Below are 24459 nucleotides of genomic sequence, written 5' to 3'. Positions count from 1 at the left end.
CGACCCGGCGGCCGCCGACCATCCACCCTAACCCTGCGGCTCCCGCGCACCGGAATCCCGGCGGGGCGCCGACCCCCGCCGGAACCCGCGCGGATACCGGCGTGTCGGGGTTCGCGCGGTCAGGCCGGAGGGGTCGTGGCGACGGGCTCGTCCTTCCGATCCTGGCCGCGGAGGAACAGCGAGGCGACCAGCGCGACGAGGATCACACCGGCGGGCAGCAGCAGCGTCTGGGACATGCCTGCCGCGAAGCCTTCGGCGATCTGCGGCGGCAGCGCACCGTCGCCCGAGCCGGCCGGAGCGTCGGACAGGCCGGGGAGGTTGGCCTCCAGCCGCGACTGCATGAACGCGGCGATCGACGCGGAGCCGATGACCGAGCCGATGGTGCGAGTGGTGTTGTAGATGCCCGCACCGGCACCGGCCTGCCGCGGCGGCAGCTTGCGCGTTGCCGTGGTGGCGAGCGGCCCCCACATGCCCGCGTTGCCGATGCCCATCAGCGCGGACGGCAGCAGGAACATCAGGATGGGGGTGTCCATCGTGGTGAGGGTGGAATACCAGACGAGGGCGCCGGCGACGCAGAGCAGGCCGGGGACGAGGATGATCCGGGGGTCGACGCGGTCCAGGATCTTCCCGGCGACCGGGGCGAGCACGCCCGACAGCACAGCCATCGGGATGAGCAGCATCGCCGCCTCGGTCGGGGTCAGACCGCGCGCGGTCTGCAGGAAGAACATCATCGGCAGGGACATGCTCGTGACGGTGAAGCCGACCGCGGCGATCGCGACGTTCGCGCCGGAGAAGTTGCGGTCGCGGAAGAGCGCGAGCGGCACGAGGGGTTCGCTGCGGGTGCGCGCCTGCTGCACGATGAAGAGCGCGAGCACCACGACGCCGGCGATGATCAGGCCCCAGACCGAGACCGGACCCGCGATGGTGCCCCAGTCGTACTTCTCACCCTCCTGCAGCCCGAAGACGATGAGGAACAGCGCGAGCGCGCTGAGGACGACGCCGACGAGGTCGAACCGGTGCGGGTGCGTCTTCAGCGTGGGCACGAGGATCCAGGCGAGCACGAAGGCGACGACGCCGACGGGGAGGTTGACGAAGAAGATCCACTCCCACCCGAAGCCGTCGACGAGCAGGCCGCCCGCGAGGGGGCCGACGAGCGTGGCGACGCCGGCCGTGGCGCCCCAGAGGCCCATCGCCGCACCGCGGCGGTTCGGCGGGAAGGTGCGGGTGATGACGGCCATGGTCTGCGGGGTCATGAACGCGGCACCGAGCCCCTGGACCGCGCGGGCCGCGATCAGCCCCTCGAGCGTCGTCGACAGTCCGCACCACAGCGAGGCGAGCGTGAACACCGCGAGCCCGATGAGGTAGATGTTCTTCGGCCCGAAGCGGTCGCCGAGCCGCCCGGTGATGAGCAGCGGCACGGCATAGGCGAGCAGGTAGGCGCTCGTGACCCACACCACGTTGTCGAGGTTGTTCGTGTCGGGATCGAGGGCGACCTTGATCGCCGGGTTCGCGACGGACACGATCGTGGTGTCGACGAGGATCATGAAGAACCCGATGACGAGGGCCCACAGCGCGGGCCACGGACTCTTCGGCGCGTGACCGGCGGCGAAGGGCCCGGTCTCGGGTCCCGAGGTCTGGCGGGAGTCGGTCATTGCTGTGCAGCCTTTCGCTGAGCGCGGTAGCGGTCGGTGTCGTCGAAGGCGTCCGGGCCCCAGCGGAGCTCGTCGCCGGCGAGGCGGGTGAGGAGCGAGTCGAGCCAGCGGAGCTCCGCGTCGAGCAGCGCCTCCTGCCGTTCGATCTCGACGAGGACCTGCGGCGGGACACCCTTGGCGCGGGCGGCGGCGAGTCCGTCGTGGTGGAGCGTGTGCGAGGCGACGAGGGCCTCCCGGCGTTCCTGCAGCAGAGCGACGGCGTCGTCGCGCTCGAGGTTGTGCGCCTCGGCGAGGGCGACGCGGGCGTCGGCCTCACGGTCGATGCGTGGGAGCGCGCGGCGGACCCATAGGACCACGGCCTCCCGTCCGGCGTCGGTGAGCGTATAGGTCGTGCGCTCTGGGCGGTTGCCCTCGCGGTCCGTGCCGACCTCGTCGAGCAGTCCGGCCCGCTGGAGCCGGGCGACCGTGTGGTACAGCGTGCCGTTGGTGACGGTGATGAGCCGGTCGTCGTGGCGCACACGGAGCAGGCGCACCATCTCGTACGGATGCATGTCGCTCTCGCGGAGGAGGGCGAGCACCATGACGCCGAGCGGCGTGAGCGCCGCCACCGGATCCTTGCCCATGCGCCTCCCCTGCCGTATCTCCAAATAGTCCACATGGACTATACACCCGCGCCGCCTCAGCCGAGACCCCGGGTTTCCGGCGAGACCCCGGCGTCGCGACGCCACAGCCAGGGGTCTCGACGCCACCGCGGGGTCTCGGCACGGAAGAAGACGCATCACCGGGATAATGGGCGAGTGAGCACACCGTCCGCAGGCAACGCGCAGGTCATCCCCGGGTGGCGACACCTCTACTCCGGAAAGGTCCGCGACCTCTACGCGTCGGAGGATCCGGACGACACCCGCATCCTCGTGGTCGCGTCCGACCGGGTGAGCGCCTTCGACGTCGTGCTCTCCCCCGGTATCACCGACAAGGGCGCCCTGCTCACCCGCCTCAGCCGCTGGTGGTTCGCTCAGCTCGACGTGCCGAACCATCTCGCGGACGGCGACCTCCCGGAAGAAGTGGCCGATCGCGCCATGCTCGCCCAGTCGCTCGAGATGCTGCCGATCGAGTGCGTGGTGCGCGGGTACATCACCGGGTCCGGCTGGGCTGAATATCAGGAGCACGGCACCGTGTGCGGCATCGCTCTGCCGGCGGGGCTGCAGAACGGCGATCGGCTGCCCGAGCCGCTGTTCACCCCCGCTTACAAGGCGCCGATGGGCGAGCACGACGAGAACATCACGTTCGACCGCGTCGTCGAGCTCGTCGGCGCGGAGCGGGCGGCCGAGCTCCGCGACACGTCCCTGGCGATCTACCGCCGGGCCGCGGCCATCGCCGAGGAGAAGGGCCTCATCCTCGCGGACACGAAGTTCGAGTTCGGGACCGACGCCGACGGCACGCTCCGCCTCGCCGACGAGGTCCTCACGAGCGACTCCTCCCGCTACTGGGACGCCGAGGCCTGGCGCACGGGGACGACCCCGACCGAGCGGATGGCGAGCTTCGACAAGCAGATCGTGCGCGACTGGCTCGCCGCGAACTGGGACAAGCAGGACGAGCCCCCCGCGCTGCCGGAGGACGTGGTCGCCCGCACGACCGCGCGGTACCGGGAGCTCATCGACCGCCTCGGCGCCTGACACGTTCGCCGCGACCGCTCGACGCCCAGGGAAAACTCAGGAATCGGTAGTGTTGCTCCAGCACTCCGCCCCCGATCCCGAACCCTGAGGAGCCCGCATGGCTTTGTGGAAGCTGCACGGAGACGGCCGCACCGTCGAGCCCGGCACCGTCGTCACCCCCGAGGAACGCCTGTCCTGGCCCGCGACCATCGCGATCGGCGCGCAGCATGTCGTCGCGATGTTCGGCGCCACCTTCCTCGTGCCGACGCTCACGGGCTTCCCGGTCTCGACGACCCTGCTCTTCAGCGGCATCGGCACCCTGCTCTTCCTCCTCATCACGAAGAACCAGCTGCCGAGCTACCTCGGTTCGTCGTTCGCGTTCATCGCCCCCATCACCGCGGCGGTCGCCGCGGGCGGGACCGGTTCCGCCCTTGCCGGCGTGGTCGCGGTGGGCGTGCTCCTCGCCGTCGTCGGGCTCGTCGTGCAGTTCGTCGGGCTCCGCTGGGTCGACGCGCTGATGCCCCCGGTCGTCGCCGGCGCCATCGTCGCCCTCATCGGCTTCAATCTCGCCCCGACGGCCTGGAGCAACTTCGCGCTCGATCCCGTGACCGCCACGATCACCCTCGTCGCGATCATCCTCTTCGCGGTGCTCTTCCGGGGCTTCCTCGGCCGCATCTCGATCTTCCTCGGCGTCGCCGTCGGCTTCGTCTGGGCCGCGTTCAACGGATCCTTCGCGGTTCCCAACCCGCTGCGCGGCGACAAGACCCCGGCGGAGCTCATCGCGGACGCGCCCTGGGTCGGCCTCCCGCACTTCCAGTTCCCGGACTTCGTCGAGCCGGGCACCTGGTCGACGATCGCGATGTTCTTGCCCGTCGTGCTCGTCCTCATCGCGGAGAACGTCGGCCACGTGCGCGGCGTCGCGACCATGACCGAGGACCCGGCGATCAACCGTCACACCGGCCGCGCGCTCATCGCGGACGGCGTGGCGACGACCATCGCGGGCGGCTTCGGCGGATCGGGCACCACGACCTACGGCGAGAACATCGGCGTCATGGCCGCGACCCGCGTGTACTCGACGGCCGTGTACTGGGTGGCGGGTCTGTTCGCGATCCTCCTCGCGTTCTCGCCGAAGGTGGGCGAGGTGTTCAACTCGATCCCCGCGGGCGTGCTCGGCGGCGCGACGACGGCGCTCTACGGTCTCATCGGCATCATCGGCATCAAGATCTGGGTCGACAGCCGCGTCGACTTCTCCCGCCCGGTCAACCAGTACACCGCCGCGGTGTCGCTCGTGATCGGCATCGCCGGGTTCACGATGCAGCTCGGCGACTTCGCCTTCGGCGGCATCGTGCTCGGGACGGTCGCGGCATTGCTGATCTACCACCTCGGCAACCTCATCGCCCGGGCGCGCAAGACCGGCGCCGACGACCCGAAGCCCCTCGAGCCCGTCGGCCCCTCGGCGGCGACCCCGCCTAGCCCCCTCCCCTCCCCCGTCCCCTCGTCCCTCGTCCCTCTCCCCCTCGCGATGCGTGCGGGACGGCTTTCGTCCCTCCTGGACCCCGCGGACGCCCGTTTTCGCACTCGGACCGCCTCTCCGCAGGGGCGTAGGAGCCCGGAGCTTCGCGGCCGGGATGAAGAACGCCCCTTCCTCTCACGAGGAGGGGGCGTTTTCGCACTCTCCGAGGTGTGCTGCGCGATCGGGGCGTACGGGATCGAAAACGGGACGCCCGCGAGGTCCAGGAGGGGCGTTTTCGCCCTCGCACGCGGGGAGGGCCTTTTCGGGATAGGGAGTGCCGGATCGGAAACGGGGCTTACGGGCGGGCGGGGGAGCGTTTTCGCACCCCGCACCCGGGGACGGGACCGGGACGGGACGGGACGGGGACGGGACCGGGGACGGGACCGGGGCGGAGCGGGACGGGGCCGGGATGGGGGCCGGCGCGGGCTCAGGCGATCGTGGCGAGAAGGGCGTCGGCGGAGAGGGTCGCGGCGGCGTCCGCGCGCCGAGTCAAGGTACCCGCACGGTGGGCGGCGACCGTCGTCTCCATCTTCATGGCGTCGAGCACGGCCACCGGGTCTCCCGCGTTCACCTCGGCCCCGTCGTCGACGAGCCACCGGACAAGGGTTCCCGGCGCGGGGACCCGAAGCTCGGCAGGGTCGTCCGTGGACACCGGCTCCCCGTCGACCGCCACCGAACGGCCGATCCCGGCGAGCAGTTCCGCGGGGAGACCGAGCATCACGCGACGGCCGTCGACCTCCACCGCGAACCGCCGCAGCCCCGAGACCGGGGCGACCGCGGGGCGGGGCTGCGCCTCCAGCGCCGGGAGCAGCACGGTCTCGATCCACTGGGTGTGCACGGCGAAGGTCTCGGTCGCGAACGCAGGGTCGTCGATGGCTCGGAGGTCGAACGGGACCACGGTCGCCGGACCCTCCACGGCGAGCTCTCGCAGCGCGCGACGCGCCCGCACGAGAGCCGCGTCCCGGGTGTCCGCGTGCACGATGAGCTTCGCGATCATCGAGTCGAACGCCGGCTGCACGGTGTCACCGGCCTCGATGCCGCTGTCCCACCGCACGCCGGGGCCGCCCGGGATGCGCAGTGCGTCGACCCGTCCGGGGCTGGGCAGGAATCCGCGCCCGGGGTCTTCGGCGTTGATGCGGAACTCGAACGCGTGCCCGGCCGGTGCCGGGGTCTCCGTGAAGGACGGGCCTTCCCCGAACGCGATGCGGAACTGCTCGCGGACCAGGTCGGTTCCGGTGACCTCCTCCGTCACCGGATGCTCGACCTGGAGCCGGGTGTTCACCTCGAGGAAGGAGATCGTGCCGTCCGCGGCGAGGAGGAACTCGACGGTGCCGGCACCGCGGTACTGCACGTCGCCGCAGATCTCCCGGGCCGCATCGTGGATCGCGGTCCGCTGCGCGTCGGTGAGACCGGGCGCAGGCGCCTCCTCGATGAGCTTCTGGTTGCGGCGCTGCATCGAGCAGTCGCGATCGCCGACGACGACCACGCCACCGCGCCCGTCGCCGAGCACCTGCACCTCGATGTGCCGCGGGCTCTCCAGGAAGCGCTCCACGAAGCACTCCCCGCGGCCGAACGCGGCGGTCGCCTCACGGGTGGCCGCCTCGAAGGCGTCGGCGACCTCCGCGAGCTCGCGGACGACCTTCAGGCCACGACCGCCGCCCCCGAACGCCGCCTTGATCGCGATCGGCAGGCCGTGCTCCTCGGCGAACGCCACCGCCTCCTGCGGGCCCGACAGCGGCTGATCCGTGCCCGCGGCGAGCGGCGCCCCGACGCGCTGCGCGATTCGGCGCGCGGTCATCTTGTCGCCCAGGGCGTCGATGCTCTCCGGCGAGGGGCCGATCCAGACGAAGCCCGCGTCCTCGACCGCGCGCGCGAAGGCGGCGCTCTCGGACAGGAAGCCGTAGCCGGGGTGCACGGCGTCGGCACCGCTCCGGCGTGCCGCGTCGATGAGTGCCTCGATCGACAGGTACGTCGTCGCCGCGGTGTCGCCGCCGAGGCCCACCGCCTGGTCCGCGAGCCGTACGTGCAGGGCATCGGCATCCTGGTCGGCGTAGACGGCGACCGACGTGTAGCCGGCCTCCGCGCACGCGCGGATCACGCGGACCGCGATCTCGCCGCGGTTGGCGATGAGCACAGTGGTCATGGGGTCTCCTTGACGGTGAAGCGCACCCGCACGCCGGGCGGGAGCTGGGCGGCGAGGTCGAGGCTGCGATCGGTGAGGGCGCCGATGATGGGGTAGCCGCCGGTGAGCGGGTGATCCGGAAGGAAGAGCACGGGCTGACCGTCCGGCGGCACCTGGATGGCGCCGGTCACCGCCCCTTCGCTCGGCAACTCACCACCGACCGCCCGTTCCAGGGGGACGTCTCCCTGCAGCCGGATGCCGACGCGATCGGAGCGCGGTGTGACCGTCCACTCCTGTCCGGTGAGGGCGTCGATCCCCGCGGCGGTGAACCAGTCGTCGCGCGGCCCGAGCGTGATCTCCAACGTGACCAGCTCTCCGGCTGCGGGAAGGGGGCGTGGCACCGGGTCCGGCTCGACGGCGGCCACAGCGGCATCCCCGATCGGAAGGAGGTCGCCCGCGGTCAGGGGCGCGGGACCCAGCCCGGCGAGCGTGTCGGTCGCGCGACTGTCGAGTGCCGCAGCCGGGGCGAAGCCGCCGCGGACGGCGATCACGAACCGGAGACCGCGCTCGGGGTGGCCCAGCGTGAGCTCGTCGCCGTCCACCGTCGCGAACGGCACCCCGGGAAGGAGCGTCCGCTCTCCGCCGTCGGCGTCCGTGAGGGTGAGCGGCCCCACGGCCCCGGCGACCGCGGCGACACCGGCGCCGTGGAAGCGCAGCACCGCGCCCCCGACGCTCTCCAGCACCGCAGCCACGGGCGTGTTGCCGACCGCCCGGTTCGCCGTGTGCATGGCGACGCGGTCGGCGATGCCGGAGGCCGAGACCCCGAGGGCCGCGAAGCCCGGGCGTCCCGCGTCCTGCACGAGGAGTTGCAGCGAGGGTCGCACGATCTCCACTGCCGGAGTGGTGTCCGGTCGGGTGGTGCCCGTCGGGCGGGCGACCGACGCAGACGACGCCGGCACCGACTCCCGCTCCGCGCGCACGAAGCGCACCCGGCGCCCCGGCGCGAGCAGAGCCGGCGGATCGCGGTGGATGTCCCACATCTCCAGGGCGGTCCGGCCGATGAGCTGCCAGCCGCCCGGGCTCTCCCGCGGATACACACCGCTGAACGCGCCGGCGAGCGCGACCGACCCGGCGGGAACGCGGGTGCGGGGCGACGACCGCCGGGGCACGTCGAAGAGCGGGTCGCCGCTGACCGCGTAGCCGAAGCCGGGGGCGAAGCCCGAGAACGCGACGCGCCAGTCCGCGGCGAGATGGCGCTCCACGAGCCCGTCCGCCGACACGCCGAGGAGCGCAGCGGTCTCGTCCAGATCCTCCCCGTCGTACCGCACGGGGACGGTCACCTCTCCCGCATCCGGCAGCACCGCGGTATCGACCTCCGTCGCGGCCAGCACCTCGGCGAGCGCGGCAGCCGATGTCTGGTGCGGGTCGAAACGGACGAGCACCGTGCGGGCACCGGGGATGCGCTCGACCACGCCCGGGACGCCGTCCCATGCGAGGTTGAGACGCATGGCCTGCTCGAGGTCGTCCGCCTCGACGAGCAGCGCACTGTCGGAGGCCGTGAGGATGCGCATCAGACCCGGTACTCCGCATCCGGCACGTCGGTGACGAACATGTAGCCAGGGGCGTGGGTGACGGCGAAGGGCGGCTTCGACGCCATGATCGCCGCCTGCGGGGTCACGCCGCAGGCCCAGAACACCGGGATCTCGCCGGGGCGGATCTCGGGGGCGTCGCCGAAATCGGGCGCCATCACGTCGGCGATGCCGAGGGAGGCCGGATCGCCGATGTGCACGGGCGCGCCATGCACGGCCGGCGTACGACCGGAGATCTGCACGGCATCGGCCACGCGGTCCGCGCGGATCGGCCGCATCGAGACCACCATCTCGCCGCGCAGCCGCCCGGCCGGTGTGCAGGCCACCGCCGTGCGGTACATCGGCACGTTGCGTCCGAGCTCCTGATGACGGATCGGGATCCCGGCCTCCACGAGACCCGTCTCGAACGTGAAGCTGCAGCCGATGAGGAAGGCGACGAGGTCGGGATGCTCGTCCCACGCCGCCGTCGCGTCGGACACCTCCTCGACGAGTTCACCGTCCCGCCAGATGCGATACCGCCCGATGTCGGTACGGATGTCGCTGCCGGGCGCGAGCCGCGACGCCACCTGCCCCTGCTCGATCACCTCGAGGACGGGGCACGGCTTCGGGTTGCGCTGCGCGTACAGAAGGGTCTCGAAGGCCCAGTCCGCGGGCACGGCGATGAGGTTCGCCTGGGTCAGACCCGGAGCGACCCCGCTGGTGGGCGCGGAGTGACCGGCCCGGTGGGCGGCACGGACGGCGCGGGCGTCGGCGAGCTGGGCGGGGGTCGCGAGCACGGCCATGTCAGACTCCGGCGAACGGGGCGATGGTGATGCCCTCCGCCTGCAGCAGGCGCTTCGTCTCCGCGGCCATCGCGACCGATCCCGGGCTGTCCCCGTGCACGCAGATCGACTGGGCGGACACGGCCACGTCGGTGCCGTCGATCGCCCGGATCACGCCGTCCGCGGCCAGGCGCACCATCCGCTCCGCCACCGCGGTGGGGTCGTGCAGCACGGCCCCGTCCTCGGTGCGGGAGACGAGCTGACCGTCCGGCTGGTAAGCCCGATCGGCGAAGGCCTCCGCGGCGACCGCGAGCCCGGCCCGCTCGGCGACGTCGAGCACCACGCCGCCGGCGAGGCCGAGCAGCACGAGCGAGGGATCGATCGCCCTGATGGCCGCCACGACATCCTTCGACTGTCGTTCGTCACGAGCGATGGTGTTGTAGAGCGCCCCGTGCGGCTTGACGTAGGAGACCCGTCCACCGACCGCCGCGGCGAGCCCGAGGAGGGCGCCGAGCTGGTACTCCACGTGCGCCTGGAGGGTCGCCGAGTCGATGTCGACCTTCGTGCGCCCGAAGTTCTCGTAGTCGCGGTACCCGGGGTGGGCGCCGATCACGACGCCGCCCGCGACGGCCGCGGCCAGAGTCTCGCGGATGCCCTCCGGGCTCCCGGCGTGGAACCCGCAGGACACGTTCGCACTCGTGACGATCTCGAGCATGCTCGCGTCGTCGCTGACGATCCGGTCGGGGACGTTCTCGCCGAGGTCCGAGTTCAGGTCGATGGTCGCCATGTCGTCACGCTCCGATTCCGAGGAAGGCGAAGATGGGGCCGATCGAGACGGCGCCCATGTACCAGGTGAGTGCGGTCACCACCGTGCCCGCGATGAGGAGCCACAGCGGGTACTTCCGGTCGCCGAGCAGGTCGCGGCGGAACCAGCCGATGTACATGAACACCGTCAGGCCGATGGGAAGGATCAGGCCGTTGAAGCCACCGACGAACACGAGGATCGCCGCGGGAGCCGTACCGATCGCGAGGTAGACGCCGAGGGAGACGACGATGAACGCGACGGTGGCGAGCTGCAGCGGCCAGCCCCCGCGGAGCTTGGCGGTGAACGTCGAGAGGAACGTGGCCGAGGTGTAGGCCGCGCCGATGACCGAACTGATCGCGGCCGCCCAGAAGATCGCGCCGAAGATCCGCAGACCGGCGTCGCCGAGCACCGCACCGAATGCCTGACCGGCGGGGTTGGCGGCCTGCGAGGAGAGGTCGAGCGCCACGCCGGAGGCGACGACGCCGAGGATCGCGAGGAACAGCACGTAGCGCATGATGCCGGTGACGAGGATGCCGTTGGCGGCGGCGCGCATGACGGGCTTCGCGTACTGCGGGCCCACGTGGCCGGAGTCGAGGTAGCGGTGCGCACCGGAGTAGGTGATGTAACCGCCGACGGTGCCGCCGACGATCGTGGTGATGGTGGCGAAGTTCAGCTGGTCGGGTACGAAGGTCTGCCGCAGCGCGTCGCCGATGGGCGGCTGGGCGATGAGTGCCACGACGAGGGTCATCACGATCATCCCGATGCCGAGGACGATGAGCACGATGTCCATCACCTTGCCGGCCTTCTTCACGAGGAAGATGATGATGGCGAGGGCCGCCGTCAGCGCACCGCCGAGCTTCGGGTCGAGACCGAGGAGGGCGTTCAGGCCGAGGCCGCCACCGGCGATGTTGCCGATGTTGAACGCGAGACCGCCGATCACCACGAGCACGGCGATGACGTGGCCGGAGAACGGGATGGCGCTGTTGGCGAGCTCGCCGGCGCGCTTGCCGGACGAGGTGATCATGCGCCAGATGTTCAACTGCACCGCGATGTCGACGAGGATCGACACGAGGATGGCGAACGCGAACGCGGCCCCCATCTGGGCGGTGAACGTCGCGGTCTGGGTGATGAAGCCGGGACCGATGGCGCTCGTCGCCATGAGGAAGATCGCGCCGATGACGGCGCTGCGGCCGGCGCGCTTCTTCGCGTGGGCGGCGCGGGCCTCGTCCTCGGGGGTCAGGGAGGGGGCGGACTGCTCGGACATAGGGGGGTCCCATCGTCGTTGGTGGGTGTCGGGTGACCCCCAGTGTAGAACGGACAGACCTCGATTGTTCAACAATCATGTTTCCGTCGTGCTACAGCACGGTTGCTTTCATGTGCCACCTACGATGAAGGCATGAATCAGCAGGGCCCGCTCGCCGACGTGCTCCGTCAGCGCATCATCGACGGCGACGTCGCCCCGGGGTCGCGACTGTCGGAGTCGTCGCTGGCCGAGCGCTTCGACGTGTCGCGCAACACCCTGCGCGAGGCGTTCCGGGTGCTCGCGGAACAGGGCCTCGTCGAACACGTCCCGCACCGCGGTGTCTCCGTGGCCTCCCCGTCGATCGCCGACGTCATCGACATCTACCGCGCCCGCCGCGTGATCGAGTGCACGGCTCTCCGGCAGTCCGAGCCCGAGCATCCCGCCGTCCAGCGCATGACCGACGCGGTCGCCGCCGCCGAGGCCGCCGTGGCCGGGGTCTCGGCCGACGACACGTCCGCCTGGCGCGCGGTCGGGAGTGCGAACATGGCCTTCCACGTCGCCCTGGTCGACCTCGCGGACAGCCCCCGCCTCGCCCGCACCTACCGGAACGTCGCGGCGGAGCTGCGTCTGGCCTTCCTCAAGATCGACGACCCGCGCGCGCTGCACGAGCCGTTCGTGCGGAAGAACCGCGCCGTCCTCGACACCTTCCTCACCCGGGGAGCCGAGGCCGGGGCGGCCGAGCTGGAGCGCTACCTCGTCCAGTCGGAGCGGGTCGTGCTCGGGGCCTTCGCGCGCATGCACCTGGACTGAGCGGGGCCTGCGGCTCAGGACGGGTCGGTCCGCAGCGCCGCCGTCGCGCGGGGTCGGGGTTCGCCCTGGGGCGAGGCCGGCAGGCCGGGCAGCGCGGCGGTCGGCTCCGGGAGACCGTACCGGCGGTGCAGCCAGCGCCGCGCGTCCTCGAGCGGATACGTGTCGCCGAAGACGCAGTACTTCACGAACACGCCCTCGAGCGTGCTCCGGAGCATGACCTCCTCCAGAGCCGGGTCCTCGGCACCGCGGGCGCGGAACACCGCGCGCACGGCATCCTCGGCGGCCGTCGCGCCTTCCGCGTAGCGCTGCTCCGACTCCGCGAACAGCCGATGTGTCAGCGGCTGCTGCTGCATGGCGAGCACCGCACGCTGCAGCGGCATCGCGAAGGCCGTGGCGCCGATCGCCCCGTCGATGATCGCGGCCAGCATCTCGTCGGGCGTGCCCTCGACCTTCGCGAAGGCCAGGACCGTCTCGAACCAGCGGTCGATCACCGCGGCGACGAGCTGGTCCTTGCCGCCGAAGTGATAGTTCACCAGCCCCTGGGCCACTCCGGCGCGACGGGTGATCTCGGCGATGCCCGCCCCGGCGACGCCGCGCTCGCTGAAGACCTCGATCGCCGCCTGGAGGATGTTCTCGCGTGCTCGCTCCCGTGCCGCACGGTTCTGCGCATCCGATCGCGCCATGCGGTGTCCACCTCCCGGGTCCTCCGGCGGAATTCCCTCACGGGCCGTCTCGGGATAGATTAATCACTGAATGCTCGTTCAACCTATGGAGGGTGCGAGCACTCGCGGCGTGGGGGGCCTGCCGCAGCGGGCCACGGACGCGTCTTCCGCCGATGGAGGGGGTGGCGGAGACGCGTCCGTGGTCATCCTCGACCCCCGGCCTACGACGAGGGACCGACGACCAGGCCCGGTCGTCGACCGCCCGTGCCGACGTCCGGCCGAGCCGTGGCGGGACCTTCGACGGCGACCCATCCGCCTCTTCCTGACCTGAGTGCAGAAAGCGCTCGGCGAGCCGTGTCGCGCCTTGACCCCGTCGAAATCGCGAGGTTAGCGTGAGCGGGCTTCGGCCCCTCGATGGCAGCGATGCTCACCGTTCCGGCCGGAGTCCGCTCGCTCACCGGGCGCGCGGCACCGCTCAGATCGAAGAGGATCTTCCATGCGATTCAGCAGAAAACTCGCGATCGCCGCCACCGCGGCGGCCGCGCTCAGCCTCAGCGCGGTCATCCCCGCCACGGCCGCATCCCCGGACGACTCCGCACCCTCCTACCAGGAGTTCGCGTCGTCCACCTATCGGGATGTCGACGGCGCCTACGTCGTCAACGGCGACGAGGTGATCTCGAACAAGAAGGAGCTGCGCGAGTTCTACGACCGCCTCCTGGGTCCCGAGACCCGCAACGACGGCCTCATCGTCAACACGGTCAACAACATCGACGACAAGTGGTCGGCCTCGCAGGTGGCCAACCTCACCTACTGCGTGAGCACGAAGTTCGGCAGCCGGCACGCGGACGTCGTCCGGGCGATGGAGGGCGGTGCCGCGCTCTGGGAGTCGGCGTCCTCGAAGATCGACTTCCGTTACGTGAGCAGCGCCGACGCGAACTGCACCACGCGCAACAATGCCGTCGTCTTCTCGGTCGAACCCGTGGCGACGACACAGTACATCGCCCGCGCATTCTTCCCCAGCACGCCGGCTCGTCAGCAGAACGTCCTCATCGACGACTCGATCTGGAGCGCCGGAGCGTGGACGCCGACGAACGTGCTCGGCCATGAGCTCGGCCACGTCCTCGGCTTCCGTCACGAGCACACCCGTCCGGAGGCGGGCACCTGCTTCGAGGACAACAACTGGCGCCCGCTCACCCCGTACGACTCGTCCTCGATCATGCACTACCCGCAGTGCAACGGCAGCTCGGACGACCTGTCGATGACGGCCGCCGACCGCACCGGCGTCGTCTCGCTCTACGGGAACTGACCCCGCCGTCGCACCAGCTCCGTCACCTCCGAGGCCCGGTCGCCCCGCGACCGGGCCTCACCCGTGCCGGGATCGCGGCTCAGGCGGAGCCGCGGACGACGAGTTCCGTCGGCAGGATGGTCGTCCGCGGCGGCTCCTCCCCGGCGAGCCGGGACAGGAGCACCTGCGTCATGGCCTCACCCTGGGCGTACATCGGCTGGCGCATCGTCGTCAGCTGCGGGTCGGTGGTCAGGGCCACCGAGGAGTCGTCGAAACCGACGAGGGCGATGTCCTCGGGCACGCGGACGCCGGCGGCCCGCAGCGCGGTGAGCGCCCCACGGGCCATGAGGTCGCTGGCGACGAAGATCGCATCCGGTCGCCCCTCCGCGAGCAGGCGCCGTGCCGCATCGGCCCCGCTCGCCTCGCTGTAGTCTCCCTCCTCCTCCGCGAAGGGCGTCAAGCCGGCCTGGGAGAGCGCGGCGCGGAACCCCTGGACGCGGTCCGCCGAGGACAGCATCGTGAGAGGGCCGGAGATCGTGGCGATGCGGGTGCGACCGATGGCCACGAGGTGCTGCGTGGCCTCCCGCGCCCCCGCGACGTTGTCGACGTCGACCACGTAGTCGCCCTCGCTCCGTCGGACGGGGCGGCCACCGTAGACGACGGGTACGGCGTCCGCGATCCGGTCGACGAACGCGTCACTCGTGTGGTGCGACACGATGAGTGCGCCGTCGACACCGCCGTTGCGTACGAAGCTCGTCATCTTGTCGCCGGGGTCGTCGCTCGCGATCAGCAGGTTCAGCAGGTAGTCGGAGCTGCGGAGGGCGCCGGTGATGCCGGCCACGATCGCCGCGAAGAACGGGTCGCCGAAGAAGCGGGTCGTGTCCTCGGGGACGATGAGGGCGATCGCGTGGGTCTGGCGGGAAGCGAGCGAACGCGCGGCGCGGTTGGGGACGTAGTTGAGCTCGTCGATCGCGGCGCGCACGGCGGCGAGCGCCTCGGGACTGACCGCCGTCGACCCGTTCACGACGCGCGACACGGTCGATCGGGACACCCCCGCGGCCGCCGCCACCTCCTCGATGGTCGCCCGGGGCGACATCACCGCATGCTCTCTTCCATCGCCCCATTCTCATCCACCCGGACCCGTGCCCGTGCACACTGTGCCACTTCGAATCGCCCGATCAGCTCTGTCCCGGCCGCGGAGGGAGCCGCTCGGGCGACGCGATCGGGTCAGAGGGCGCGGTCGGCGATGATGCGGGCGTACTCGCGGCCCGAGTCCTTGACCGTGCGCACCTGCGTGTCGTAGTCCACGCGGACGATGCCGAAGCGCTTGTCATACCCCCAGGCCCACTCGAAGTTGTCGAACAGGGACCAGTAGAAGTAGCCGCGGACGTCCACGCCGCTGTCCCTGGCGTCCAGCACGGCGTCGAGGTGCGCGCGCAGGAACGCGGTGCGGTCGGCGTCGGACACCCGCGTCTCCCCGTCCTCCACCACGACGGTGTCGTCGTAGGCCGCGCCGTTCTCCGTCACCGAGAGGACCACACCCGCGGGCTCGGCGTACTCGGTCCAGAGCCGCTGCAGCAGTCGCGTCAGTCCCTCGGGCTGGACCTCCCAGCCCTGGGCGGTCCGCGGCAGTCCGCGCTCGACCGCGTGGATGCCCTCGTGCGAGGGATACGGGCTCCGCGTCACGTGCGCCGTCTCCGGGCCGCTGGACACCGCCGCGTCGTCGGGCCCCGTGCCGGACACGAGGTCGCCGTGGTAGTAGTTCACACCCTGTGTGTCGATGCGCTGGGCGATCGTGTCGAGGTCACCCTCGTGCACCGCCGCCTCGAACCGCGCCACGGCCTCGGGGTCCACCGCGCGGATGTCCTCCACGGTGTCTGCGGGGTAGGCGCCGCGGTAGATGGGGTCGAGGAACCACCGGTTGAACTGGCCGTCCAGCCGTCGGGCCGCGTCGACATCCGCGGGGTTCTGCGGGTCGGCGGGGTCGGCCACCGTGTGGTTCAGCGTGATGCCGAGGTTGAGCGAGGCATCGCGGCCGCGGAGTTCACGCACCGTCGTGCCGTGCGCGAGGAGGAGGTGGTGGGAGGCCAACAGCCCCTCGGCGACGCTCGTGTGCCCCGGGGCGTGCTCGCCCCCGGTGTAGGAGAGGAAGGACGAGCACCACGGCTCGTTCAGGGTCGTCCACACGTTCACGCGGTCGCCGAGGGCGTCGTGCATGGTGCCCGCGTACTCCAGGAAGCGCTCGACGGAGTCGCGGTTCGTCCAGCCGCCGACCTCCTGCAGGGCCTGCGGCATGTCCCAGTGGTACAGCGTGAGCCAGGGCAGGATGTCGGCCGCGAGGAGCTCGTCGACGAGGCGGCTGTAGAAGTCGACCCCCGCCTGGTTGACCGCGCCACCGTCCGGGCGCACGCGCGACCACGAGGTGGAGAAGCGGTACGTCTGGAGGCCGAGCTCCTTCATCAGCGCCACGTCCTGCGGATACCGGTGGTAGTGGTCGCACGCCACATCCCCGTCGTCGCCGCCGACCACGGCCCCCGGCACCCGGCAGAAGGCGTCCCAGATGGAGGCGGTCCGTCCGTCCTCGAAGGCGGCGCCCTCGATCTGGTAGGCCGCGGTCGCCGCGCCGAAGAGGAAGTCCGAGGGGAAGGCACGCGTCATAGGGGTCATCCTTTCACCGCGCCCGCCATGATGCCACTGACCAGCTGCCGCCCCGCGATCACGAAGAGCACGAGGAGCGGAAGGGTCGCGAGCACCGCACCGGTGAGCACGATCGAGTAGTCGATGTAGTAACCGGACTGCAGCTGGCTGAGCGCCGTCTGCAGTGTCGGGTTCTGGGGGGAGAGCACGATCAAGGGCCAGAGGTAGTCGGTCCAGGCGGTCATGAACGTGAAGAGTCCGAGGATCGCCATGGCCGGCCGCGCCGCGGGCACCCCGACCGTGAGGAAGGTACGGAACTGGTTCGCGCCGTCGACCCTGGCGGCCTCGATGAGCTCGTCCGGGATCACGTCCACGAGATACTGCCGCATGAAGAAGACCCCGAACGCCGTGACGAGGGTGGGCACGATCACCGCGCCGATCGTACCGGTCCAGCCGAGCTCGCGCATGAGCATGAACAGCGGGATGATGCCGAGCTGCGTGGGGATGGCCATGGTCGCGATCACGAAGACCATCAGGCCGTCCCGCCCCCGGAAGCGCAGCTTCGCGAACGCGTAGCCGGCGAGCGTGGAGAACGTCACGACGGAGATCGTGATGATCGCCGAGATGAGGAACGAGTTGCCGAGGGCGAGCCAGAACGGGATCGCATCGAACACCTTCACTGCGTTCGCGAGGAAGTTGCCGCCAGGGATGAGGGGCAGGGTCTCGCCGCGGGTGGCGTTCGTGCCGCTGGCGACGACGAACGACCACCACAGCGGATAGGCGCCGCCGATCACGAATGCCGCGAGGAGCCCGTAGGTGAGGAAGCCGGGGCGGCTGCCGAGGCCGGCGCTTCCGCTCGCGGTGCCGCGCCGGCGGCGGATCCGCTCGGGCACGCTGAGGGCTTGGGTGGCGGTCATCGCGCCTCCTCCTTCCCGGTCGGGCGGGTGCGGCGTCGGGCCGCACGGTTCTTCGGTGCGTCTCCGGTGGCGATGCGCCGGGAGATCAGGAAGTTGATGAGGCCGATCGCCACGATGAGCAGGAAGAGCAGGATCGCGACCGCCGAGGCCTCCCCGAGGTTCCGGCGGAAGAAGGCCAGCTCCCAGAGGAACAGCACGGTCGTCTGGAACTGCCGGTCGCTTCCGCCGATGCCGCCCGCGGTCGAGACGTCGAACAGCCGCGGCTCGGCGAAGATCTGCAGGCCGCCGATGGTCGCCGTGATGACCACGAAGATCAGCGTCGGGCGGATGGTGGGGATCGTGATCGCGAAGAACCGCCGAACGGCCCCGGCGCCATCCAGCGCGGCGGATTCGTAAAGGTCGCGCGGCACGGCCTGCATCGCGGCGAGGAGGATCAGCGCGTTGTACCCGGTCCAGCGGAAGTTCACCATGACGGCGATCGCGATGTGCGACAGGACCGTGTCGTGCTTCCACTGCTGATCGGCGATCCCGACGAGGTTGAGGAGGTTGTTGGCCAGTCCGTCCGCCTCGTTGAAGATGCTGGAGAAGATGATCGCCACCGCCACCGGCGTCACGACGAACGGGATCAGGACGCTCATCCGCCAGAACGTCGGGGTCCGCAGTCCGCGGTCGAGCAGGTACGCGATCACCAGCGCGACGGCGAGCTGCGGGATGGCGGAGAGCAGGAAGATGCTCAATGTGTTCCGGATGGAGTTCCAGAACATCCCGTCGCCGAGGATGGCCGCGAAGTTGCCGAAGCCGACGAACGGCCCCTCGCCCTTCAGGAGATCCCACTCGTGCACCGCGACCCACACGGTGTACAGCAGCGGGAAGAGGCCGACGAGTCCGAAGAGGAGGAAGAACGGGGAGATGTAGAAGTAGGGGGAGGCGCGGTGATCGAACCGGGAGACGCGGGTGCGCCAGGAGCGTCGCGGCGGGGCGTCGGTCGCCGCGAGGGCGGCGGCCTGCTGCTCCGCGGGCGGGGCGGTGAGGGTCATGGGCAAGTCCTTAGCCGGGCTTCGACAGGCTCAGCCACCCATCTGCGGGGTCGCTGAGCATCCTCGCTGGGTCGCTGAGCCTGTCGAAGCGAGATGATCAGCCGACGAGGTCGTTCAGGAGGCCGATCGCCTGGTCCCAGGCGCCCTGCGTGTCGGTCTCACCGCGGTCGAGCGCGCTCAGCGCCGGGCCGAAGACGTTCTCCTGGATCACCGAGTCATCGGCGCCCTTGAACTGTGCGACGACGCCCTTGGCGCGCTCGGCGAGAATGGCGCCGGTCGGCGCATCGTTGAAGAACGCGTTGGGCGTGGCCTCCTCGGCGAGGGATTCCTGCGCCTCGATGGTCGACGGGAAGTTGCCCGCCGCCGCCGACTGCTTCACCTGCTGCTCAGGCTGCGTCAGCCAGTCGGCGAGCTCGGCCGCCGCCTCCTTGTGCTTCGAGGACTCCGGGATGGACAGGAACGCGCCGCCCCAGTTGGCCGCGCCTCCGGGGAACACGTCCGCGAAGTCCCAGCCGGTCGACGCGTCACCGCCGCCGGCCTCGACCTGGCCCTGCACGACGCCGAGCATCCAGCCGGGGCAGACGAAGGTGGCGAAGGTGCCGTCGACGAACGACTTGCCGCCGTTCCAGTCCCAGGCCGTCTGCGCCGCGGACTGGCCGCCCTCCGTCGCCGCGCCGAGGAGCTCGAAGCGCTCCTTCAGCTCGTCGTTGCCTTCCACGTTGAGGTCGCCGTCGGCCGTGTAGTAGCCCTCGTCGAGCTGGTTGACCATGGCGTTCCACACGAAGCCGGAGTGGTCGTACCAGGCCTTGCCGGTCTTCTCGGTGTAGTCGGCCCCGACCTGGAAGTAGTTCTCCCAGTCGCCATTCAGCAGTTCGGCGACCGACTCGCGGTCGCTGGGGAGGCCTGCCGCCTCGAACGCCGCGCCGTTGTAGCAGATCCCGCTCGGGCCGATGTCGGTGCCGTAGCCGATGACGCGACCCTCGGCATCGGTGGCCTGGCCGTACTTCCAGTCGACCCAGTCGTCCTTGCGGTCCTCGATTCCGTAGTCCCGCAGATCGACGAAGGTGTCGGAGACGTCCATGATCGCGCCGAGCCAGCCCTCCTCGATCGCGACGATGTCGCTGAGACCGGAGCCGGCGGCGATCTTGGTGAAGGCGTCCGTGCGGGCGTTGCCGCCGGTATCGATGTTGGTCGCCTCGATCGTCACATTCGGGTGCGCCTTCTCGTACTCCTCGTAGAGGTCGTCGTAGCCGAAGGTGCCGAAGGTGGTCACGGTCAGTGTGACCTTCTCGTCGCTGCTGGCGCCGGTGTCGCCGTCGCCGCCGGTGTTGCCGGAGCAGCCGGCCAGGGCGAGAGCGGAGACGGATGCCACGGCGGCTGTCGCCAGGATCCGGGTGCGGGCACGTGAGTTCACGGTTCACTCCTTTGTGGGTTCGTGCGTGGTGGTGCTTCGGGGATCGTGGGAGCGCTCCCACGGGTTGTCGGGAACTCTATGGGAGCGCTCCCACGATGTCAAGAGAGAGCCGTCACCGCCGCCGCCGGTTCGCAACTCAGGAGTACCGACGCCCCAGCTCCCCTATCGGCCGCTTCCCGCCCGATCCGTGCGAATTCTCCTGAGTTGTGAACGCGGCGTACCCTTGTCCGGTGCCCGAAGCCACCCTCTCCCCCGCCCTCACCCGCGCCGAAGCCCTGATCCGCAGCATCCCGGACTACCCGGAGCCCGGCATCATCTTCCGCGACATCACGCCGCTCCTGGCCGACGCCGAGGCCCTTCGCGTGACGACCGAGGCGATCATCGAGCCCTTCGCGGGGCAGTTCGACGTGGTGGCCGGCATCGAGGCGCGCGGGTTCATCCTCGCGGGAGCGGCCGCCATCGCCGCAGGGGTCGGACTCATCCCGATCCGCAAGGCCGGCAAGCTTCCCCGTCCGGCGGCCTCGGTCGACTACGCCCTCGAGTACGGCACCGCCACGATCGAGATGCATGACGACCTGCCCGTCGGCTCCCGCGTCCTCCTCATCGACGACGTGCTAGCGACCGGGGGCACCCTCGCCGCCGGCCGCCAGCTCGTGGAGCGACTCGGCAGCCACGTCGCCGGCATCTCGGTGCTCTTCGAGATCGACGGCCTCGGCGGCCGCGAAGCGATCGGCGACCTCCACACCGTCTTCCACTCCTGACCCCTTTACCTCCTCCCTCCACCTGATCCCGAGACCCCGGCTTCCCGCCGACGCCCCGGCGTTGCGGCGGGCGCAGGGCGGGGTCTGGGCGGGAAGCCGGGGTCTCGGTGGAGCATCGGGGAGCCGGTAGACTGAGGGCGCCCGTCCGCCCGCGACTCTTGGAGCCGTCATGCCCACCATCGTCGTCGACGTCATGCCGAAGCCCGAACTGCTCGACCCGCAGGGGAAGGCCGTCTCCGGCGCCTTCGCCCGCCTGGGCGTCGACGGCTTCACCGACGTCCGCATCGGCAAGCGCTTCGAGCTCACCGTCGAGGGCGAGGTCACCGACGAGGTGCTCGCCGAGGCCCGTCGCCTCGCCGACGAGGTGCTGTCGAACTCCGTGATCGAAGACGTCGTGGGCGTCGAGGTGGCGGAGTGACCGTCCGCATCGGCGTCGTCACCTTCCCCGGCTCGCTCGACGACGTCGACGCCCAGCGCGCCGTCCGCATCGCCGGAGCGGAGCCGGTCGCCCTGTGGCACGGCTCGCACGACCTCGAGGGTGTCGACGCGCTCGTCCTCCCCGGAGGGTTCAGCTACGGCGACTACCTGCGCGCCGGTGCCATCGCGGCGCTCTCGCCGATCATGGCCGAGGTCAAGGACGCCGCCGCGAAGGGCATGCCGGTGCTCGGCATCTGCAACGGCTTCCAGATGCTCGTCGAGGCACATCTGCTTCCCGGCGGCCTGATCCGCAACAACCACCAGCACTTCGTCCGCCGTGACCAGAAGCTCACGGTCGAGAACGCCGACACCGCCTGGACCAATGCCTTCCGCACCGGCCAGGAGATCGTCATCCCGCTGAAGAACGCGGACGGCGGCTACATCGCCGACGAGCAGACACTCGACCGTATCGAGGGCGAGGGTCTCGTGGCGTTCCGCTACGCCGGCGTCAACCCGAACGGATCCTTGCGCGACATCGCGGGGCTGACGAACGAGGCGGGCAACGTCGTGGGGCTCATGCCGCACCCCGAACACGCCACCGAGCCCGGCTTCGGCCCGGACACCGCCGTCGCGATGCGCAGCGGCGTGGACGGCCTCGACTTCTTCACCAGCGCCATCGCCGCGGTCGCCCGCGTCGCCGCCTGACACCTCCTCGACCCACCCCTCTGTGTGCGTGCAACCCCGGTTCGGACGCGTGAAAGGGGCCGGGGCGATCGCAAGAGGCCGGGTCGACGGACAAGGTCAGGGGAGACGGAACGGGTTGTCGCCGACCGCAGCGAGCAGGTACCAGGCCGTCGTGCCGGTGTGCAGGCTCGCGTAGTAGAGGTCTCCGAAGCCGGAGTCGAGCCCGTCGGTCGACGTCGCGACGATGCCCTTGCCGTCGCCGTTCACCGCGTCGCGCTGCACCAGCCGGATGTCGGCCAACAGTTCGTCCGCGTGAGCCTGGTCACCGGCGGCCGCGCGCTCCTGTAGTGCGAGCGCGAGGTGTCCGCTGCCCTCGAACCAGACCTTGGACACGTCCACATCACTGATGCCGGGACCGCGATACGGGCCGTCCTGGGCCATGAGGTGCGCGAGCGCCCAGTCGATGGCCGCTCCGTACCGGGTGTCCCCGGTACCGAGGAGGCTCCACGTCTGCGCGTCGAGCGGGATCGGACGGGTGTTGATCGTGCTGCCGTCGAGCAGCGTCCCGGTGTCCACGTGTCCGTCGGCGCTCTGCATCGCCGCGACGAAACCCGCAGCGACGGCAGCCCGCTCCGCCCAGACCCCGTCGCCCGTGAGCTGGGCGAGCTGGGTGAAGAATCCGGCGATGTCGCTGTTGTGCTCCGTGGACTTCCACTCCAGCGGCACTCCGGCGTCGGTCTGCCCGCCCGTGTACCCGTACGGCGCGCGGGTCATGTCGGCGGTGTTGTCCTGGATCCATTCCGCGATGCGCACCGCACCATCGAGGTAGGTCGTCTCGCCCGTGGCGTGGAAGAGCCGCGCGAGGGCCATTCCGACCCAGGCCTGATTGCCGGTGAAGGTCCCGGGCCCGGTGATCTCCATGCGCCCCTGGCGGATGCCGTGGGGCTCATACGAGGTACGGACGCGGCCGTCGCCGATCGGGTCGTTCTCCTGCACGAAGAGCAGCGTGTCGGCGACCGCCCTGGCGCGACGGAGGTCCTCCGGGAGACCGCGGGCGGTGTAGGCGATCACGACGAGCGCGTCGTCGTAGACGAACGACGGTGTGAAATCCCAGGCGGGCGTGGTGAAGAAGCCGCCCTCGTAACTGCGGGGCAGGCACAGCCCGTCTCCATCGCAGAACTCGTCGACCCGGGCGTCGAGGAACTCGTACGCGAGCGCGACCGAGGCGGCGGGGTCGTTCACGGGGTCCGCTGCGGGCTGCTGCCGCGCCCCGAACGCGTCGGAGACGGCGGGCGCCGCGCCGGCCAGGACGGCACCGACGACGAGCGCGGCGACGACCGCCCAGGGCGCGGATCGGCGGGGAGAAGCGGACATCACGACCTCTCGACGGCACTTCCCCCAGGGGGACATGCCGCGAGCGACACGGGGGGATGCTCGCAACCCTGTCATGACAGGAGGCACTACCGGAAGTGTCTTTCGGCCACATGCGCGTGTACCAAAGCCCCGGGATGGGTGCAAGGCGTTTGCCGCACCCGGGAGGCGGCGCGCACGATGGTCCTCCCGTCCCCGACCTCCCGGAAAGGACACCCCATGTCCCGCGACCAGTACACCTTCACCAACCCGGTCGAGCTCTACGCCGACATCCAGCCGCAGAAGCAGCACATGCGCGAGCCCGGCCTCGACGCGGACCTCACTCCGAAGGCCGACCTCGGCGAGGAGTCGTACCGCGGTACCGGGCGACTCACCGGCCGCAAGGCCCTGATCACCGGCGGCGACTCCGGCATCGGTGCGGCCACGGCGATCGCGTTCGCTCGCGAGGGCGCCGACGTCGCGATCTCCTACCTCCCGGAGGAGGAACAGGATGCGAGCCGTATCGCCGGGATCCTGCGTGAGGCAGGCGTCACCGTCGCCACCATCCCCGGCGACCTCCGCGATCCCGAGTACTGCCGCACGCTGGTGGCCGAAGCCGTCGCGGCGCTCGGCGGCCTCGACATCCTCGTCAACAACGGCGGCAAGCAGGTGTTCCAGGAGTCCCTGACCGATGTGACCGACGAGCAGTTCGACGACACGTTCAAGACCAACGTCTACGCGATGTTCTGGATCACGAAGGCAGCCCTGCCGCACCTGCCCGCCGGGTCGACGATCATCAACACGACATCGATCCAGGCCTACTCGCCGTCCGACATCCTCGTGGACTATGCGTCGACGAAGTCGACCATCAACGCGTTCACGAAGGGTCTCGCCCAGCAGCTCGCGCCGAAGGGCATCCGCGTGAACGCCGTCGCTCCGGGACCGATCTGGACTCCGCTGCAGCCGAGCGATGGCCAGCCGCAGGAGAAGATCGACCAGTTCGGCCAGGACACGCCCCTGGGGCGGATGGGTCAGCCCGCCGAGCTCGCCCCCGCGTACGTCTTCCTCGCATCCCCGGAGTCGAGCTACGTCCTCGGCGAAACGCTGAACGTCAACGGCGGCATGCCGACTCCCTGACCCTCATCCCC

At 70.7% G+C, this 24459-nt stretch carries 21 protein-coding genes and 1 pseudogene; 8 read left to right on the top strand and 14 right to left on the bottom strand.

The window, feature by feature from the left end; genetic code table 11:
- Nucleotides 1-119: 119 nt before the first annotated feature.
- Nucleotides 120-1652, bottom strand: a complete 1533-nt coding sequence (locus tag FY549_RS06310) for an MFS transporter (RefSeq protein WP_149084290.1) — start codon at nt 1650-1652, stop codon at nt 120-122.
- Nucleotides 1649-2275, bottom strand: a complete 627-nt coding sequence (locus tag FY549_RS06305; protein ID WP_149084289.1) for a PadR family transcriptional regulator — start codon at nt 2273-2275, stop codon at nt 1649-1651. Before FY549_RS06305 ends, FY549_RS06310 begins: the two co-directional genes overlap by 4 nt.
- A gap of 174 nt (nt 2276-2449) precedes the next feature.
- On the opposite strand from FY549_RS06305, the gene FY549_RS06300 reads away from it, so the two are divergent.
- On the top strand, nt 2450-3325 hold the full coding sequence (locus FY549_RS06300; RefSeq protein ID WP_149084288.1) for a phosphoribosylaminoimidazolesuccinocarboxamide synthase: 876 nt from the start codon (nt 2450-2452) through the stop codon (nt 3323-3325).
- Between the two features lie 97 nt (nt 3326-3422).
- A pseudogene (locus tag FY549_RS06295) lies at nt 3423-4772 on the top strand (uracil-xanthine permease family protein); the annotation flags it as partial.
- Between the two features lie 472 nt (nt 4773-5244).
- Here FY549_RS06295 and FY549_RS06290 read toward each other — a convergent pair.
- The 5 genes from FY549_RS06290 to FY549_RS06270 are packed head-to-tail and all read right to left on the bottom strand — an operon-like array spanning nt 5245 to nt 11358.
- Nucleotides 5245-6960, bottom strand: coding sequence for an acetyl/propionyl/methylcrotonyl-CoA carboxylase subunit alpha (locus FY549_RS06290; RefSeq protein WP_149084287.1), 1716 nt, complete (start codon nt 6958-6960; stop codon nt 5245-5247).
- Entirely contained in the window at nt 6957-8510 is a 1554-nt protein-coding gene (locus FY549_RS06285) for a 5-oxoprolinase/urea amidolyase family protein (protein ID WP_149084286.1), read from the bottom strand. Before FY549_RS06285 ends, FY549_RS06290 begins: the two co-directional genes overlap by 4 nt.
- Complete coding sequence (locus FY549_RS06280; protein ID WP_149084285.1) at nt 8510-9310, bottom strand: putative hydro-lyase; 801 nt, start codon at nt 9308-9310, stop codon at nt 8510-8512. The genes FY549_RS06285 and FY549_RS06280 overlap by 1 nt, the downstream gene beginning before the upstream one ends.
- Before the next feature lies 1 nt (nt 9311).
- Nucleotides 9312-10076 carry a LamB/YcsF family protein gene (locus FY549_RS06275; RefSeq protein WP_149084284.1) on the bottom strand — a complete coding sequence of 255 codons (765 nt, stop codon included), beginning with the start codon at nt 10074-10076 and terminating at the stop codon, nt 9312-9314.
- A gap of 4 nt (nt 10077-10080) precedes the next feature.
- Complete coding sequence (locus FY549_RS06270; protein WP_149084283.1) at nt 10081-11358, bottom strand: NRAMP family divalent metal transporter; 1278 nt, start codon at nt 11356-11358, stop codon at nt 10081-10083.
- A 132-nt stretch (nt 11359-11490) separates the two neighbouring features.
- Here FY549_RS06270 and FY549_RS06265 point away from each other — a divergent pair, with 132 nt between their 5' ends.
- Nucleotides 11491-12147 carry a GntR family transcriptional regulator gene (locus tag FY549_RS06265; protein WP_149084282.1) on the top strand — a complete coding sequence of 219 codons (657 nt, stop codon included), beginning with the start codon at nt 11491-11493 and terminating at the stop codon, nt 12145-12147.
- A 14-nt stretch (nt 12148-12161) separates the two neighbouring features.
- On the opposite strand, the gene FY549_RS06260 is transcribed toward FY549_RS06265, so the two are convergent.
- Nucleotides 12162-12830: a TetR/AcrR family transcriptional regulator gene (locus tag FY549_RS06260; RefSeq protein ID WP_149084281.1), complete on the bottom strand. Its 669-nt coding sequence runs from the start codon at nt 12828-12830 to the stop codon at nt 12162-12164.
- 475 nt (nt 12831-13305) lie between these two features.
- Here FY549_RS06260 and FY549_RS06255 point away from each other — a divergent pair, with 475 nt between their 5' ends.
- Entirely contained in the window at nt 13306-14115 is an 810-nt protein-coding gene (locus FY549_RS06255) for a M57 family metalloprotease (RefSeq protein WP_149084280.1), read from the top strand.
- Nucleotides 14116-14194: 79 nt separating this feature from the next.
- Here FY549_RS06255 and FY549_RS06250 read toward each other — a convergent pair whose 3' ends face one another.
- The 5 genes from FY549_RS06250 to FY549_RS06230 form a co-directional block, all read right to left on the bottom strand.
- Nucleotides 14195-15190, bottom strand: coding sequence for a LacI family DNA-binding transcriptional regulator (locus tag FY549_RS06250; RefSeq protein ID WP_149084279.1), 996 nt, complete (start codon nt 15188-15190; stop codon nt 14195-14197).
- 131 nt (nt 15191-15321) lie between these two features.
- Nucleotides 15322-16752, bottom strand: a complete 1431-nt coding sequence (locus tag FY549_RS06245; protein WP_187614937.1) for a GH1 family beta-glucosidase — start codon at nt 16750-16752, stop codon at nt 15322-15324.
- Nucleotides 16753-16757: 5 nt separating this feature from the next.
- Nucleotides 16758-17648: a carbohydrate ABC transporter permease gene (locus tag FY549_RS06240; protein ID WP_149084277.1), complete on the bottom strand. Its 891-nt coding sequence runs from the start codon at nt 17646-17648 to the stop codon at nt 16758-16760.
- Nucleotides 17645-18685: a carbohydrate ABC transporter permease gene (locus FY549_RS06235; RefSeq protein WP_149084276.1), complete on the bottom strand. Its 1041-nt coding sequence runs from the start codon at nt 18683-18685 to the stop codon at nt 17645-17647. The genes FY549_RS06240 and FY549_RS06235 overlap by 4 nt, the downstream gene beginning before the upstream one ends.
- A gap of 97 nt (nt 18686-18782) precedes the next feature.
- Nucleotides 18783-20099 (bottom strand): ABC transporter substrate-binding protein, encoded by a 1317-nt coding sequence (locus FY549_RS06230; protein ID WP_149084275.1) that lies wholly within the window; start codon nt 20097-20099, stop codon nt 18783-18785.
- 230 nt (nt 20100-20329) lie between these two features.
- Between FY549_RS06230 and FY549_RS06225 the strand changes: the two genes are divergently transcribed.
- The 3 genes from FY549_RS06225 to purQ all read left to right on the top strand — a co-directional run bounded on the left by FY549_RS06225 (nt 20330) and on the right by purQ (nt 21982).
- Nucleotides 20330-20860 (top strand): adenine phosphoribosyltransferase, encoded by a 531-nt coding sequence (locus FY549_RS06225; RefSeq protein ID WP_149084274.1) that lies wholly within the window; start codon nt 20330-20332, stop codon nt 20858-20860.
- Between the two features lie 169 nt (nt 20861-21029).
- Nucleotides 21030-21278: a phosphoribosylformylglycinamidine synthase subunit PurS gene (gene purS / locus FY549_RS06220; protein ID WP_149084273.1), complete on the top strand. Its 249-nt coding sequence runs from the start codon at nt 21030-21032 to the stop codon at nt 21276-21278.
- Entirely contained in the window at nt 21275-21982 is a 708-nt protein-coding gene (gene purQ / locus FY549_RS06215; protein ID WP_149084272.1) for a phosphoribosylformylglycinamidine synthase subunit PurQ, read from the top strand. The genes purS and purQ overlap by 4 nt, the downstream gene beginning before the upstream one ends.
- A 96-nt stretch (nt 21983-22078) precedes the next feature.
- Here purQ and FY549_RS06210 read toward each other — a convergent pair whose 3' ends face one another.
- On the bottom strand, nt 22079-23335 hold the full coding sequence (locus tag FY549_RS06210; protein WP_149084271.1) for a hypothetical protein: 1257 nt from the start codon (nt 23333-23335) through the stop codon (nt 22079-22081).
- A 216-nt stretch (nt 23336-23551) separates the two neighbouring features.
- Between FY549_RS06210 and FY549_RS06205 the strand changes: the two genes are divergently transcribed.
- Nucleotides 23552-24448 (top strand): SDR family oxidoreductase, encoded by an 897-nt coding sequence (locus FY549_RS06205; protein WP_149084270.1) that lies wholly within the window; start codon nt 23552-23554, stop codon nt 24446-24448.
- Nucleotides 24449-24459: the final 11 nt, after the last annotated feature.

Origin of the sequence: Microbacterium sp. 1S1 (assembly GCF_008271365.1) — a bacterium.
Lineage (GTDB): Bacteria > Actinomycetota > Actinomycetes > Actinomycetales > Microbacteriaceae > Microbacterium.
This window is presented reverse-complemented; position numbering and strand designations above follow the sequence as displayed.

Excerpts from the sequence above, each read along its gene's own strand:
- FY549_RS06310 (WP_149084290.1), bottom strand. The coding sequence starts at position 1,652 with ATGACCGACTCCCGCCAGACCTCGGGACCCGAGACCGGGCCCTTCGCC.
- FY549_RS06305 (WP_149084289.1), bottom strand. The coding sequence starts at position 2,275 with ATGGGCAAGGATCCGGTGGCGGCGCTCACGCCGCTCGGCGTCATGGTG.
- FY549_RS06290 (WP_149084287.1), bottom strand. The coding sequence starts at position 6,960 with ATGACCACTGTGCTCATCGCCAACCGCGGCGAGATCGCGGTCCGCGTG.
- FY549_RS06285 (WP_149084286.1), bottom strand. The coding sequence starts at position 8,510 with ATGCGCATCCTCACGGCCTCCGACAGTGCGCTGCTCGTCGAGGCGGAC.
- FY549_RS06280 (WP_149084285.1), bottom strand. The coding sequence starts at position 9,310 with ATGGCCGTGCTCGCGACCCCCGCCCAGCTCGCCGACGCCCGCGCCGTC.
- FY549_RS06275 (WP_149084284.1), bottom strand. The coding sequence starts at position 10,076 with ATGGCGACCATCGACCTGAACTCGGACCTCGGCGAGAACGTCCCCGAC.
- FY549_RS06270 (WP_149084283.1), bottom strand. The coding sequence starts at position 11,358 with ATGTCCGAGCAGTCCGCCCCCTCCCTGACCCCCGAGGACGAGGCCCGC.
- FY549_RS06265 (WP_149084282.1), top strand. The coding sequence starts at position 11,491 with ATGAATCAGCAGGGCCCGCTCGCCGACGTGCTCCGTCAGCGCATCATC.
- FY549_RS06260 (WP_149084281.1), bottom strand. The coding sequence starts at position 12,830 with ATGGCGCGATCGGATGCGCAGAACCGTGCGGCACGGGAGCGAGCACGC.
- FY549_RS06255 (WP_149084280.1), top strand. The coding sequence starts at position 13,306 with ATGCGATTCAGCAGAAAACTCGCGATCGCCGCCACCGCGGCGGCCGCG.
- FY549_RS06250 (WP_149084279.1), bottom strand. The coding sequence starts at position 15,190 with ATGTCGCCCCGGGCGACCATCGAGGAGGTGGCGGCGGCCGCGGGGGTG.
- FY549_RS06245 (WP_187614937.1), bottom strand. The coding sequence starts at position 16,752 with ATGACGCGTGCCTTCCCCTCGGACTTCCTCTTCGGCGCGGCGACCGCG.
- FY549_RS06240 (WP_149084277.1), bottom strand. The coding sequence starts at position 17,648 with ATGACCGCCACCCAAGCCCTCAGCGTGCCCGAGCGGATCCGCCGCCGG.
- FY549_RS06235 (WP_149084276.1), bottom strand. The coding sequence starts at position 18,685 with ATGACCCTCACCGCCCCGCCCGCGGAGCAGCAGGCCGCCGCCCTCGCG.
- purS (WP_149084273.1), top strand. The coding sequence starts at position 21,030 with ATGCCCACCATCGTCGTCGACGTCATGCCGAAGCCCGAACTGCTCGAC.
- FY549_RS06210 (WP_149084271.1), bottom strand. The coding sequence starts at position 23,335 with ATGTCCGCTTCTCCCCGCCGATCCGCGCCCTGGGCGGTCGTCGCCGCG.
- FY549_RS06205 (WP_149084270.1), top strand. The coding sequence starts at position 23,552 with ATGTCCCGCGACCAGTACACCTTCACCAACCCGGTCGAGCTCTACGCC.